This is a genomic window from Hungatella sp. SL.1.14 (genome assembly GCF_024460495.1).
GTDB lineage: Bacteria > Bacillota > Clostridia > Lachnospirales > Lachnospiraceae > Hungatella > Hungatella hathewayi.
Map to the genome: position 1 here is coordinate 306,117 of NZ_JANFYJ010000003.1, position 14,625 is coordinate 320,741.

Annotated in this window: 13 protein-coding genes; 11 read left to right on the plus strand and 2 right to left on the minus strand. The window is 49.9% G+C overall.

Translation table 11 applies throughout. From position 1 onward, the window contains the following. Position 1 precedes the first annotated feature (1 nt). The 8 genes from xseA to recN are packed head-to-tail and all read left to right on the plus strand — an operon-like array spanning position 2 to position 8,132. On the plus strand, positions 2–1,279 hold the full coding sequence (gene xseA / locus NE473_RS05325) for an exodeoxyribonuclease VII large subunit (protein ID WP_006771982.1): 1,278 nt from the start codon (positions 2–4) through the stop codon (positions 1,277–1,279). 16 nt (positions 1,280–1,295) lie between these two features. Further along, positions 1,296–1,508: an exodeoxyribonuclease VII small subunit gene (gene xseB / locus NE473_RS05330; protein ID WP_006771983.1), complete on the plus strand. Its 213-nt coding sequence runs from the start codon at positions 1,296–1,298 to the stop codon at positions 1,506–1,508. Next, complete coding sequence (locus tag NE473_RS05335; RefSeq protein ID WP_242866225.1) at positions 1,486–2,385, plus strand: polyprenyl synthetase family protein; 900 nt, start codon at positions 1,486–1,488, stop codon at positions 2,383–2,385. The genes xseB and NE473_RS05335 overlap by 23 nt, the downstream gene beginning before the upstream one ends. Positions 2,386–2,401: 16 nt before the next feature. Then, positions 2,402–4,318, plus strand: a complete 1,917-nt coding sequence (gene dxs, locus NE473_RS05340; protein WP_055651648.1) for a 1-deoxy-D-xylulose-5-phosphate synthase — start codon at positions 2,402–2,404, stop codon at positions 4,316–4,318. Further along, on the plus strand, positions 4,315–5,130 hold the full coding sequence (locus tag NE473_RS05345) for a TlyA family RNA methyltransferase (RefSeq protein WP_022033494.1): 816 nt from the start codon (positions 4,315–4,317) through the stop codon (positions 5,128–5,130). Before dxs ends, NE473_RS05345 begins: the two co-directional genes overlap by 4 nt. A 9-nt stretch (positions 5,131–5,139) precedes the next feature. Further along, positions 5,140–5,994 carry an NAD(+)/NADH kinase gene (locus NE473_RS05350; RefSeq protein WP_006771988.1) on the plus strand — a complete coding sequence of 285 codons (855 nt, stop codon included), beginning with the start codon at positions 5,140–5,142 and terminating at the stop codon, positions 5,992–5,994. 11 nt (positions 5,995–6,005) lie between these two features. Continuing rightward, entirely contained in the window at positions 6,006–6,455 is a 450-nt protein-coding gene (gene argR / locus NE473_RS05355) for an arginine repressor (RefSeq protein ID WP_022033496.1), read from the plus strand. Between the two features lie 12 nt (positions 6,456–6,467). Continuing rightward, positions 6,468–8,132 (plus strand): DNA repair protein RecN, encoded by a 1,665-nt coding sequence (gene recN, locus NE473_RS05360; RefSeq protein ID WP_055651649.1) that lies wholly within the window; start codon positions 6,468–6,470, stop codon positions 8,130–8,132. A 124-nt stretch (positions 8,133–8,256) separates the two neighbouring features. Here the strand turns inward: recN and NE473_RS05365 are convergent, their stop codons facing one another. Next, positions 8,257–9,048, minus strand: coding sequence for an IclR family transcriptional regulator (locus NE473_RS05365; RefSeq protein WP_006771992.1), 792 nt, complete (start codon positions 9,046–9,048; stop codon positions 8,257–8,259). A 280-nt stretch (positions 9,049–9,328) separates the two neighbouring features. Between NE473_RS05365 and NE473_RS05370 the strand changes: the two genes are divergently transcribed. Continuing rightward, on the plus strand, positions 9,329–10,285 hold the full coding sequence (locus NE473_RS05370) for a 2-hydroxyacid dehydrogenase (protein ID WP_055651650.1): 957 nt from the start codon (positions 9,329–9,331) through the stop codon (positions 10,283–10,285). An 82-nt stretch (positions 10,286–10,367) separates the two neighbouring features. Here the strand turns inward: NE473_RS05370 and NE473_RS05375 are convergent, their stop codons facing one another. Next, a complete protein-coding gene (locus NE473_RS05375; RefSeq protein WP_055651651.1) occupies positions 10,368–11,249 on the minus strand; it encodes a helix-turn-helix transcriptional regulator in 882 nt (293 codons plus the stop codon). A 262-nt stretch (positions 11,250–11,511) separates the two neighbouring features. On the opposite strand from NE473_RS05375, the gene NE473_RS05380 reads away from it, so the two are divergent. Continuing rightward, positions 11,512–13,686 (plus strand): glycoside hydrolase family 3 protein, encoded by a 2,175-nt coding sequence (locus tag NE473_RS05380; protein WP_256265174.1) that lies wholly within the window; start codon positions 11,512–11,514, stop codon positions 13,684–13,686. A gap of 18 nt (positions 13,687–13,704) precedes the next feature. Beyond that, positions 13,705–14,619 carry an ABC transporter permease gene (locus tag NE473_RS05385; RefSeq protein WP_006771998.1) on the plus strand — a complete coding sequence of 305 codons (915 nt, stop codon included), beginning with the start codon at positions 13,705–13,707 and terminating at the stop codon, positions 14,617–14,619. Positions 14,620–14,625 lie beyond the last annotated feature (6 nt).

Sequence of the window (14,625 nt, forward strand, 5' to 3'; positions counted from 1 at the left end):
TATGGCGAGTGTATATTCCGTATCACAGGTCAATGCTTATATTAAGAATATGTTTGCCCAGGATTTCGCATTGAACCGTATATCAATTAAGGGCGAGGTGTCGAACTGCAAGTATCATACCTCCGGCCATATCTATTTTACCTTAAAGGACAGAGGTGCCGCGATCGCGTGTGTCATGTTTGCCGGTCAGCGGAAGGGGCTTTCGTTTAAGCTGGAGGAAGGCCAGAAGGTGGTGGCCAAAGGCAGTGTCGAGGTCTATGAGCGGGATGGCCGTTATCAGCTGTATGCTCAGGAGATCACGAAAGAAGGCGTCGGTGATTTATTCGAACGGTTCCAGAAGCTGAGGGACGAGCTTGAGGAGATGGGGATGTTTTCCCCGGAGTACAAGCAGCCCATCCCGCGCTACGCCGGGAAGGTGGGGATTGTAACCGCCCAGACGGGGGCGGCGATCCGGGACATCATGAATATTTCCGCCCGCAGGAATCCGTATGTACAGCTCTATCTCTATCCGGCCCTTGTTCAGGGCGAGAACGCAAAATACAGCATTGTAAAAGGAATCGAGACGCTGGACCGCCTGGGACTGGATGTTCTGATCGTGGGAAGAGGCGGAGGTTCCATTGAGGACTTATGGGCATTTAATGAGGAAATCGTGGCCCGTGCCATCTTTGCCTGCAGGACGCCTGTGATCTCGGCAGTAGGACATGAAACCGATGTGACGATCGCGGATTATGTAGCGGATATGAGGGCGCCGACTCCGTCTGCGGCGGCGGAGCTGGCCGTGTTTGACTACAGCCAGTTTGAAGGTCAGGTGGAATTGTACCGGGATGCCCTGGGGAAATCCATGGCCAGAAAATTAGAACGTTACCGCTATCAGACGGAGCAGTTCAGGCTCCGTTTTCAGCTTTTTGACCCACGCCGTCAGGTGAGGGAACAGAGGCAGCGGGCGGTGGATCTGGAAGAGAAGCTGAAAAACATGATGGCTTCCCGGATTGTGACAGATAAGAACCGGGCTGCAGAAGCGGAAAGCCGTTTGAGGCAGCTTATCGAAAAGCAGGCGGTACGGGACAGGCATCGTCTGGAGCTGATAAGCAGCAGGCTGGATGGTTTGTCTCCGCTCAAGAAGATCGGAGGAGGCTACGGCTTTCTGACTGATGGGAAGAACCGGCGGATCGAGTCGGTGGATCAGGTGAAACAGGGAGATCCGATTAAGGTGAGAATTCGTGACGGGCGGATCGATGCCGTGGTTTCTGATACAGCGGCGGCGGATTTAAAACAGTAAGGAGGCAGACAACAAAATGGCTGCAAAAAAAGTGAAAAGTGTAGAAGAGACCTTTCAGGAGCTGGAGGAGATTATCCGTAAGCTGGAGAGCGGCGAAAGCTCCCTGGAGGAATCCTTTCAATATTATGAGGCGGGAATGAAGCTTGTAAAATCCTGCAATGAAAAAATAGACAAAGTAGAAAAACAGATCATTGTCCTGGAGGAAGATGGTGAAAGTCATGAACTTTAATGAGATGCTGGAAACCAGAACGAGGGAAGTGGAGGCGGTGGTGGAGCGTTATCTGCCGGCGGCAGACGGGTATCAGAAGACCGTTCTCGACGCCATGAATTACAGCGTGCGTGCCGGCGGAAAAAGGCTGCGTCCCATGCTGATGGAGGAGACATACCGGTTGTTTGGCGGCAGTGGGACGGTGGTAGAACCGTTTATGGCCGCGATTGAGATGATTCATACCTCTTCCTTAATTCACGACGACCTTCCCTGTATGGATAACGATGAGCTCCGCAGAGGGCTTCCAACCACGTGGGTAAAGTATGGGTATGACATGGCGGTTCTTGCCGGAGACAGCCTGCTCATCTACGCGGTGGAGACGGCGGCAAAGGCGTTTGCCCTGACGGAGGATGCTGCGGTCGTGGGCCGCTGTATCGGAATTTTGGCACAGAAAACCGGAATCTATGGCATGATAGGTGGGCAGACTGTGGATGTGGAGCTGACCAATAAGCCTGTTCCGCATGAAAAGCTGGATTTCATCTATCATTTGAAGACGGGAGCGCTTTTGGAGTCCTCCATGATGATCGGCGCGCTTCTCGCCGGTGCAGACGAGGAGGAGACCCGGCGGGTGGAACAGATGGCCGCAGCCATCGGCCTTGCATTTCAGATTCAGGACGATATCCTGGATGTGACCAGCAGCATGGAAGTGCTGGGAAAGCCGGTACTCAGCGATGAAAAGAACAATAAAACCACTTATGTGACCCTGGAGGGGCTTGAGAAGGCAAAACAGGACGTGGCCCGGATTTCCGACGACGCTGTCCGAATCCTTCATGAACTGCCGGGGGAAAATGAATTCCTGGAGGCATTGATCCACATGCTGGTGAGCCGGGAAAAGTAAAAGGATCTGGTAAAATATGATACTGGAATTAATCAATGGCCCGGAGGATATAAAAAAACTGACGGGGAAAGAACTGGATATACTGAGACAGGAGATACGGGACTTTCTGATCGGAAAGATCAGCAGGACCGGCGGGCACCTGGCTTCCAATCTGGGAGTTGTGGAGCTCACCATGGCTATTTATCTCGTGTTTGATCTGCCGAAGGATAAGATCATCTGGGATGTGGGACATCAGTCGTATACTCATAAGATCTTAAGCGGCAGAAAGGGTGAGTTTGACGATTTGCGGCAGTACGGCGGGATGAGCGGCTTCCCGAAACGGAAGGAAAGCCCCTGCGACGCTTTCGATACGGGTCACAGTTCCACCTCTATTTCGGCAGGACTTGGTCTTGCGCAGGCCAGGGATGTTTCCGGAGAAGACCATTTTGTCGTATCTGTGATCGGCGACGGTGCATTAACCGGCGGAATGGCTTATGAGGCGCTGAATAACGCCGCCCGCATTAAGAAGAACTTCATCATTATATTAAATGACAACAACATGTCCATTTCCGAAAATGTCGGAGGAATGTCGAGATATTTAAACGGCATCCGGACCGGAGACGGATATCTGGATTTAAAGAAATATGTGACTAATGTCCTTTCCAGGATACCGGTGATTGGTGATGAACTGATCGATAAGATCAGCCGTACGAAGAACGGCATTAAGCAGCTTCTGATTCCCGGAATGCTGTTTGAGAACATGGGAATCACGTATTTGGGACCGGTGGACGGCCATGACGTCAAGGCTTTATCGAGGGCGCTCAAAGAGGCGAAGAAGCTGGACCATGCGGTTTTAGTCCATGTTATCACGAAAAAAGGCAAAGGCTATGAGCCGGCGGAAAAGAATCCGGCCAGATTCCACGGTGTGGAACCGTTTGATGTGGTGACAGGAGAATCGAAAAAAGAAAAAAAATATCCCAGCTACACGGACGTATTTTCCAGAACGATCTGCCAGCTGGCGGAAAAAGATCCGAAGATCACGGCGGTGACGGCAGCGATGCCGGATGGGACGGGACTCAAGCGTTTCAGCCGCCTCTATCCGGACCGGTTCTTTGATGTCGGAATTGCGGAGGAGCATGCTGTGACTTCCGCGGCGGGGATGGCGGCCGGCGGTTTGAAGCCGGTGGTGGCGGTCTATTCGTCGTTTTTACAGAGGGGCTTTGATCAGATTCTGCATGATGTCTGTATCCAGAATCTGCCGGTGGTCTTTGCCGTGGACCGGGCAGGACTGGTCGGCAGCGACGGGGAGACCCATCAGGGGATCTTTGACTTATCTTTTTTATCGGCGATTCCGAACATGAGCATTTTTGCGCCCAAGAACATGTGGGAGCTGAAGGCGGGACTGGAGTTTGCCGTGTCCTTCGGAGGGCCGTTTGCCATTCGCTATCCAAGAGGTGAGGCCTACAGAGGCTTAAAGGAATTTCACGCGCCTGTCGAATACGGCAGAGGCGAGATGCTGTACGAGGAGAAGGATATTGCCCTTCTGGCCGTGGGAAGCATGGTCAGTACGGGAGAACACGTGCGGGAGAAACTGAAGGTGGAGGGCTGGAACTGTACGCTGGCCAACGGCCGGTTTGTGAAGCCGTTTGACGAGGAACTGGTGGACCGCCTTGCGAAAAACCACTGGCTCGTTGTCACCATGGAGGAGAACGTGCTTCAGGGCGGTTACGGCCTCATGGTCACCCGCTATATCCACGAACACTATCCTCATGTGAAGGTGATGAATATCGCCATACCGGACGGATATGTGGAGCACGGCAATGTGTCGCTGCTGAGAAAAGGACTGGGCATCGACAGTGACTCCGTGATCTGGAGGATGAAGAAGGAATATCTCGATACCGAGCGTCAGAATATGGAATGGAAGACTATCAATACAGAGGAAAAGAAGGCATGAAAGAACGATTAGATGTGCTTTTAGTGAAACGGAATTTAGCGGAATCCAGAGAGAAGGCGAAGGCGGTGATCATGTCCGGCATCGTCTATGTGGAGGGCCAGAAGGAAGACAAGGCCGGGACCACCTTCGACGAGTCCGTGAACATTGAAGTGAGGGGCCATACGTTAAAATATGTGAGCCGCGGCGGACTTAAGCTGGAGAAGGCCATGAGCCATTTCGGCGTTATGCTGGAGGGAAAGACGTGCATGGATGTGGGGTCATCCACCGGCGGCTTTACCGACTGCATGCTTCAAAACGGCGCCGTAAAGGTTTATGCCGTGGATGTGGGACACGGTCAGCTGGCCTGGAAGCTTCGGAACGACGAGCGGGTAGTCTGTATGGAAAAGACGAATATCCGATATGTGACGCCGGATGAGATTCCGGAAAAGATCGATTTCTCATCCATCGACGTGTCCTTCATCTCTCTGACTAAGGTGCTGGAGCCGGTGAAAAGGCTTTTAAAGGAGGAGGGCGAGATCGTCTGCCTCATCAAACCCCAGTTTGAGGCCGGCCGTGAGAAGGTCGGGAAAAAAGGGGTGGTACGGGAAAAAAGTGTGCATCTGGAAGTGATTGAAATGGTGATTGCCTATGCGGTCTCCATTGGCTTTGAGGTGCTGAATTTAGAGTATTCTCCGATCAAGGGGCCTGAGGGGAATATCGAATATCTCCTTTATTTGAAGAACCATCCGGAAGGGGAGCTGATTCCGGACGTGCCGGTGGCGCCGAAGGACATTGTGGAAGCCGCGCATCAGGAGCTGAGCGAGGGAAAATAAGGAGAGGTTATGAAAGAGTTCTTTATTATCATGAATCCCGAAAAACAGGGGGCAAAGGAGACTGCGCAGGTGATCCGCGATTACTTAACCAGTCATGGCGCCTCCTGCCTGATCGGAAAAGGGGACGGCAGACGGGGCGGAGATTACCACTATACGGACGCCTCCATGGTGCCGCCGGAGACGGAATGCATCATCACGCTCGGTGGAGACGGAACCCTGATTCAGGCGGCCAGGGACTTGGCGGGCAGAAATATTCCCATGCTGGGAATCAACCGCGGGACCCTGGGGTACTTAACACAGATTTCCAGGACAGAGGAGATCGACACGGCCCTGGACGCGCTTCTGGCGGATCAGTATCAGCTGGAAGAGCGGATGATGCTAAACGGCCGGGCATACAGCAGCACAGGCCGTCTGTATGAAGACATAGCACTGAATGAGATAGTAATCACGAGAAATGAACGGCTGAAAATGCTTCATTTCCGGGTTTATGTAAATCATGAGTTTTTAAATGAGTACCGGGCGGATGGGCTGATTGCAGCCACTCCCACGGGATCTACCGCATATAATCTGTCAGCGGGGGGACCGATCATTGTTCCGGATTCCACCCTGATGGTGTTAACACCCATCTGTTCCCATGCATTAAACGCCAGGAGCATTGTCATGTCCGGAGACGCACGGATACGGATTGAAATACTGGGTGACCCGGGCACGAGCCAGGCTGCCGTCTACGACGGGGACACGGCCGCGGAGCTGCATTCCGGGGATTACATCGAGATACACCGGTCGGAGACAAAGACCGTTCTGATAAAACTAAAAGATGTATCATTTCTTGACAACCTGCGCAATAAAATGGCTGGCATATAGGAGGGCACATTATGAAACTGGAAAGACACAGCAAAATTGTGGAACTCATCGGTAAGTACGAGATTGAGACCCAGGAGGAACTGGCGGATTACTTAAACCAGGCCGGATTTGCCGTGACTCAGGCGACGGTATCCAGAGATATCAGAGAGCTGAAGCTAACAAAGGTTCAGTCGGAGTCGGGAAAACAGCGGTACATGGTGCTTCAGAATCAGAGCTCCTTTTCTGACAAGTACATCAGAATTCTGCGTGACGGGTACATGTCTATGGACATGGCGCAGAATATTCTCGTCATCAAGACTGTTTCGGGCATGGCCATGGCCGTGGCGGCTGCCCTGGACGCTCTTCATTTTAATGAAATCGTAGGCTGCATTGCCGGGGATGATACGATCATGTGCGCAGTGCGCAGCGCGGACGATACCATTCTGGTGATGGACAAACTGAAGAAACTCATCGCAGGATAAAGGAGGCGTGCCATGCTTTCAGAATTACATGTGAAGAACCTGGCCCTGATCGAAAAAGTGGACATTGAATTCGGGGAGGGGCTTAACATTTTAACGGGTGAGACAGGAGCCGGAAAATCGATTATCATCGGCTCGGTCACCATGGCGCTGGGCGGCAAGGTGCAGAAGGATATGATCCGACGCGGCACGGAGTACGCCTATGTGGAACTTTTATTTACCGTTACGGAACCGGACAAGCTGCGTGCATTAAAGGAGATGGATGTCTGCCCGGACGAGGGCGGAATCGTTATCATTTCCCGGAAAATCATGCCCGCGCGCAGCCTCTGCAAGATCAACGATGAAACGGTAACCGTTGGAAAGCTTAAGACAATTACCGGACTTCTAATCGATATTCATGGTCAGCATGAACATCAGTCTCTGCTGTACAAGCACAAGCATCTGGAAATTCTGGATAAATACCACGAGCGAACATCACACGACGTAAAACAGAATATTGCCGGTCTGTACCGGACCTATACCGGGCTTAAGGAGAGGCTGGCCTCGTTTCAGCTGGACGAGGAATCGCGTCTGCGGGAGATGGATTTTCTGCGGTTTGAGATTGATGAGATCGAAGGGGCAAACGTAAAGGACGGGGAGGAAGAGGAGCTGACGGCCCGTTACCGCCTGTTTACCAATGCCAGGAGGATAACCGAAAGCCTGTCGGCCGCTTACTCGGCGGTGAATACCGACACACTGGATTACGCCTTAAAAGAGGTGGAGCACGTGGCTTCTTTCGACGAGAAGCTGGGAGCGATCCGGGATCAGCTGTTTGATGCAGATGCGATTTTGAGCGATATCAGCCACGAGATATCTTCGTACATGGAAGACATGTCCTTTGACGAGGAGGAATACCGGGAGCTGGAGGAGCGGCTGGATGTGATCCATAATCTGGAGGCCAAGTACGGAAAGACAGCGGAACAGATTCAGGAAAATCTGGAGAATAAAAGGAAGCGTCTGGAAGAGCTGGAAGATTACGATTCCTTAAAGCAGAAGACGGAGAGGGAACTGAGGGAGACGGAGAACAGGCTGGAAGCGCTCTGCGGCCAGCTGTCCGGGATGAGAAAGGCTGCGGCCAAAGAACTGACGGCGAAGATCAAAGCCGGGCTCACAGACTTAAATTTCATCGATGTGGAGTTTTCCATGGAATTTACCCGTCTGAACCATTTCACGGCAAATGGATATGATGAAGCGGAATTTATGATTTCCACGAATCCGGGGGAGAGCGTAAAGCCGTTGGGCACAGTGGCATCCGGCGGCGAGCTGTCCAGGATTATGCTGGCGATCAAGACGGTTCTGGCGGACAGCGATGATATTCCCACTTTGATTTTCGATGAGATCGACACGGGAATCAGCGGCAGAACGGCGCAGATGGTGTCGGAGAAGCTTTCCTATATTGCGAAGAGCCATCAGGTGATCTGCATCACCCATTTACCGCAGATTGCGGCCATGGCGGATTCCCATTACGAGATCGCGAAGACGGCCGCGGACGGACGAACCACCACGACGATCCGGCCGCTGGCGGAGGCTGAGATGGTGGAAGAACTGGCAAGGCTGCTGGGAGGCGCGAAGATTACCGATGCGGTGAGAGAGAATGCCAGGGAGATGAAGAGGCTGGCAGGGGAGAGGAAGCGGCCGTGAGTGCGGACGGCTTCCGTGAAAAGTAAAATACGAACAGAATCACAGGTTTCAGGGGCAGTCTTAGTGACTGCCCCTGATCTGCTGAATAAGGATAACATATGGGAGAATTTCTCACTCTGTCCTTTTATCCATGGTATCCCAGCTGATAAGAGATATCCTGAACAGTCTCCAGTATCGTCCGGAAGCTTGAATTAATAAATTCGTCCGTCATCCGGCCAAGAGGGCCTGTAACACTCAATGCAGCAATAATTTTTCCGCTGTAATCTCTTAACGGAAAGGCGATACACCGAGCGCCCAGTTCGCACTCTTCGTTGTCGTAGGCGTAGCCTCTTTTCCGGATCAGCTGCAGTTCGCCAAGAAGCATCTCCCTGGTTACCAGTGTGTTGTCGGTGTAGCGGGTGAGACCTTTCATCCGGATCATCTCGTCGATCTTAGACTCCGGAAATTCCGAAAGAATCACTTTGCCGACTCCCGTACAGTGCATGGGGGCCTGGCTGCCGATCCGCTGAGTGGTCCGGAGCATCTGGCCGGGGCCATCGGCAACGTGGACGTATACCACGGTATAATCCTGTTCCACAGCCAGGCATACACATTCTCCGAGACTGGTGGAAAGCTGCTTCATGGGAAGCGACGCGATCTCCACGATGCCGGTGCGGTTGCTGATATAGCTGGCGAGACCGCACAGCTTGTAGGTCATCTGATATTTTAATGTTTCACGGTCCTTGTAGACGTATCCGTTGCGTTCCAACGAATTCAAAAAACGCAGTGTGGTACTGGTGTTGTAATGAAGCTGATTTGCAATATCAATAAGTCTCATGGGTTCTTTGCTGTAGGAAAGTAATTCTATAATGGCCAGTACTTTGTCAGTCGACTGGTTGTCCTTTGCAAAACGGTTAGTCTGTTCTGTTTCTTCCATGATTCGCCTCCGTTTCTATTATTGAAAATAAGTATATCATAATTTGAATGAATATGGGTATATCATAGCGGATTTTTAAGATGAATGTCAATGGATTTTAAGAAAAATATTTCAATAAATAAAATATAATTTTAAAAAATGATATATAAAACAAAATTATATTGACATATTTTGTAAAACGATATATAATTTTGATTAACGAAAGAGATGGAAGAGAATCTGCAAATTCCGACTATCTTTGTCCACACTGTAACCCTATAAAATAATTGGAGGAAGAAAAATGAATATCAGTTTACTGGAGCCTATCGGCGTACCGGAAGAGATGATTGAGAGTCTGGCAGAAGGCTTAAAAAAACAAGGGCACGTGTTTACTTATTATGATACTAAGACAACCGATGTAGAAGAATTAAAGAGAAGGTCGGCCGGACAGGAGATCGTGATGATTGCCAATAATCCATATCCGGACGAGGTAGTCCGTTCCTGTGACAGCTTAAAAGCTATTGCGGTGGCGTTTACGGGAATCGACCATGTAGGCCTTGCAGCCTGCAGGGAAAAGAAGATCGATATTTTAAACTGCGCAGGATATTCTAACCAGTCGGTAGCTGAATTATCTGTGGGAATGGCCATTGCGGTTATGCGGAAGATTCAGGAGGGAGATTTTGCCGTAAGGAACGGAAAAACCTCTGCCGGTCTTGTTGGTACGGAGATATGCGGAAGAACGGTTGGTATCGTAGGCTGTGGACAGATTGGTTTTAAGACAGCCAGATTGTTTCATGCGTTTGGAGCAGAGGTACTGGCATATGCCCGTCATGAAAAGGAAGAGTGGAAGGAGGCAGGGATTCGCTATGCAGACATGGACACCCTGTTAAAGGAAAGTGACATTGTATCACTACATCTTCCACTTAATGAGGGAACGAAGGGATTTTTTGACGGTACAATGATTGGAAAAATGAAAAAAGATGCGATTCTTATCAACTGTGCCAGAGGACCTATCGTTGATAATGCAGCTTTGGCGGAAGCACTGAATGAAGACAAGATTGCCGGAGCTGCCATCGATGTGTTTGATATGGAACCGCCGATCCCTGCCGATTATCCGCTCTGTCACGCAAAGAATATCCTGCTGACACCTCATGTCGCATTTGCCACAAAAGAAGCGATGGTGCGGAGAGCAAAGATTGAATTTGATAATGTCTATGCGTATCTGAATGGCAAACCGGAGAATTTATGTAAAATATGATTCGGTGTTTCCAAATGCTTAAGCTGGAACTGCTATAAATAAAATTATGGAAAGCTGCTGTGCGGCAGTTCTCCGGTGAACATCATTTTTCACCGGTGGAACTGCTTCGCAGCAGCTTTCTGTATTCTGTGGGAGTACAGCGCTTTTTCTCTTTAAAAATACGATTGAAGGTTGCCAGACTTGTAAATCCGGATTGAAGAGCAGCCTCTGTGATGGTGGTTGCCGCAGAGGCAAGCAGGCTCTGCGCATGGGCCAGACGGCAGCCCGTTACATAGTCATGAAAGGTGCAGCCGACGAATTCCTTGAAAAGCCGGCAGAAATGAAATTTGCTGAAGCCGGTATAGGAAGCGATATCCTCCAGCCGGAGCGGTTCCGTACAGTGCAGATTGATGTAATAGCTGATATCTGCAAATTTTTCGGCATACTGAAGCTTTTGCTCCGGTTTATAGCGGTCCGTCTGCAGATTATTGATATCCTGTCTTCCCAGAGTTACGAAAAAGCTTGTGAACAGGCTGTGGATCGAAGCATCGCAGAATAAATCCTTTTTGTTATACTCCTCTTCAATCAGCAGCAGATAGTTTCTTAATGTCCGGGAAAGCTCAGGATTCTCCTCTTTTCTGATAATGCGGTAAGGAGACAGGCTGTTAATCAGGGATCCAACTCCTCTTAAATTCATATAAGGGGTAAAGTCCACGTCGACGATGAGGCGGGCTCCCGTGGGCGGAGTGTAAATCGTGTGCATCTCCCCGGGCGGTATGATAATGATTTCATCTTCTTCGATGGAATTGAGCTCCCCCGACAGGCCGACCCTGACGCCGTAAGAATTGGATAAGGGCATGATAATCTCTGCTTCTTTATGCCAGTGAGGGGGAAAACTGTCCGTCTTAATATTGTGGTAGAGACGTACTCCATCCACCCACTTGTAATTGACGGTTTCATGGTGCTTATTCAATGTTTCGATCATAGATGGATACTCCTGACAAATTGCTTTTTCTTACCATGCATATAATTCGTTTTTAAAGTGTAATTGGGCAATAAGTATATTATTTGTAATTTTAAAAGCGTTAGTAAGTCATATTCTATACTAAAAAAGTCCATAAGTAAAGAATAAGTCGAAAATAAGAGCAAATTTATAGCAAGAAATGATGTATTGATGAGCAAAATGTGAAAAGCGGTCTTCATAGAAAACGATTATACTGGCATTACAAACGAAAAGGGGATTTCAGATGAAGGAGACAAGCGAGAAAGAGACAGCCCTGGACAGACAGCGAAGGGAGAAGGCGGAGTATCTGGTTAAGCAAATGACGCTGGAGGAAAAGGTGTTCCAGACGATGAATCAGGCACCTGCCATAGAGCGGCTGGGAATTAAGGCGTATAACTGGTGGAATGAAGGGCTGCATGGAGTGGCAAGAGCCGGTGTGGCAACGATTTTTCCCCAGGCGATCGGTCTGGCGGCAACGTTTGATGAGGACCTGATTGAAACGGTAGGTGAAGCCGTTTCTACCGAAGCGAGGGCCAAGTACCATATGCAGCAGAGGTACGGCGATACCGACATTTATAAAGGGCTTACCCTGTGGGCGCCCAATATCAACATATTCCGCGATCCCAGATGGGGGAGAGGACACGAGACATACGGGGAGGATCCATGGCTTACTTCGCGGCTTGGAATACGATACATAAGAGGTCTTCAGGGAAGCCATGAGAAGTATTTGAAGACAGCGGCCTGTGTGAAGCATTTTGCAGTTCACAGCGGACCCGAGGAACTGCGCCACAGCTTTGATGCAGAAGTCTCAGAAAAGGATTTGCGGGAGACATACCTGCCTGCGTTTGAGGCCTGTGTGAAAGATGGAGATGTGGAGGCTGTCATGGGAGCCTATAACCGGGTAAACGGAGTTCCATGCTGCGGCAATGAATACCTTCTGGAAACCATCCTGAGAAAAGAGTGGGGATTTCATGGCCATGTAGTGTCAGACTGCTGGGCGATTAAGGATTTTCATGAAGGCCATGGCGTGACAGACTCACCAGTTGAATCGGTCTCCATGGCGATGAATCACGGCTGTGATTTAAACTGCGGAAATTTATTCACCTATCTGATCCAGGCGGTAAAAGAAGGAAAGGTGAAGGAAGAGCGGCTCGATGAAGCGGTTATACGGCTCTTCACGACGCGATTGAAGCTTGGTGCATTAGGGAAAACGGAAGAGGACGATCCCTATGCCGGTATTTCTTACCTTGAAGTTGATTCGCCTGCAATGAAGAAGTTAAACCGCAGCGCGGCAGGCAAGAGCGTAGTCCTGCTGAAGAATGCGGAGGGGCTCCTTCCGATTGATACAAAGCGTTATAAGACTATTGGCGTTATCGGACCCAATGCGGACAGCCGGAGAGCGCTTGTGGGAAATTATGAGGGCACCGCCTCTGAATATGTTACGGTGCTGGAGGGAATCCGGGAAGCAGCGGAGCCGGAGGCTCGGGTACTTTACTCGGAAGGCTGTCATCTTTATAAAAGCAATGTTTCCGGACTGGGTGCCAGGAATGACCGGCTGTCGGAGGTGAAAGGGATCTGCAGGGAGAGCGATATCGTGATCGCCTGCATGGGACTTGATTCGACACTGGAGGGAGAGCAGGGAGACACCGGTAATATTTACGCGGGTGGTGATAAGCCTGATTTAATGCTTCCCGGTCTTCAGCAGAAGATTCTCGAAACTGCTTATGACAGCGGTAAGCCGGTGGTACTGGTGCTTCTGGCGGGCAGTGCCATGGCAGTAACCTGGGCGGATGAACATCTGCCGGCCATATTAACGGCCTGGTACCCGGGAGCGGAAGGCGGCCGTGGGGTGGCGGATGTACTGTTTGGAACGGTCAATCCGGAAGGAAGGCTTCCGGTAACCTTTTACCGGACAACAGAGGAACTGCCGGACTTTACGGATTACTCCATGGAGGGAAGAACGTATCGCTTTATGAAACAGAAGGCACTGTATCCCTTTGGCTTTGGACTGTCCTATACCGAGTTTTCCTGTTCCGGGCTGGAGGTATCAGAGCGGGATTCCGTTGATAATGGAGTGGAGGTAAAACTCCGCGCGGCTAACTGTGGAGAGCGATGGGGAAGAGAAACCATTCAGGTTTACGTTGGAAGAAAAGAAGATCATGACAGGAATCCCCAATTGAAGGCTGCTGTTAAAGTGGGACTGGAGTCGGGAGAAGAGAAGACGATTTCCATCCACCTGCCGGCTGACGCATTTGCTGTATATGATGAAAATGGAAAACGATATATTGATGCATGTACTTATCAGATATTTGCAGGCGGATCGCAGCCGGATCAGAGAAGCGCTGAGCTGAAGAAACAGCGGGTGTTGTGTGCGGAGGTGAGATCAGTCAGAAAGTACTGTATTGATGAGACCATATAAAAATAAGGGGGAACACCAATGGAAAAAAAGAAAAGCATCTGGTATTACCTGTACAGGGATAAATGGCTTTATCTCATGCTTGTACCGGTTATTCTCTATTACTTTATATTCAAGTATCTCCCCATGGGCGGTATCGCCATGGCTTTCCAGGACTTTAATATGTTCAAAGGGATATTTGGAAGCAAATTTGCCGGATTATCTGTGTTTAAGAAGATATTTGCCCAGCCTCAGTTCTGGAATTCAGTGAAAAATACACTGATTTTAAACCTGCTGACGCTGGTTGTCAGCTTTCCGTTCACGATTATTCTGTCTTTAATCCTGAATGAAATCCGGTGTACATGGTTTAAACGGCTTTCCCAGTCTCTGCTGTATCTTCCGCACTTTATATCCTGGGTGGTTGTTGCGGGAATTGCGGTAAATCTGTTCTCTTTAAACGGCGGAACCGTCAACAATGTTCTGAATGTGATGGGAATAAAATCCATTCCGTTCTTAAGCGACAAATACTGGTGGATATTCACTTACGTTATCTGCAGTGTCTGGAAGGAGATCGGCTGGGGAACCATTATCTATCTGGCGGCTTTAACCGGGGTAGATGAGAGCCTTTATGAGGCGGCTTATTTAGACGGAGCGACAAGAATGCAGAGAATCATCTATGTAACGCTTCCCATGGTTAAGCCTGTGATTGTCACCATGCTGATTCTTTCGGTCAGCAAGATGATGACAATCGGACTGGATGCTCCGCTGCTTCTGGGCAATTCCAAGGTCATGGAGGTATCTGAGGTATTGAGCACTTATGTATACCGACTTGGTATTGAGAAGGCACAGTACTCTCCGGCAACGGCGGTGGGACTGTTCCAGTCAGTGGTAAATATTGCGATCCTGTTTATGGCAGACCGTTTTGCCAAGGCGATCGGTGAAGAAGGAATATTATAGGAGGGG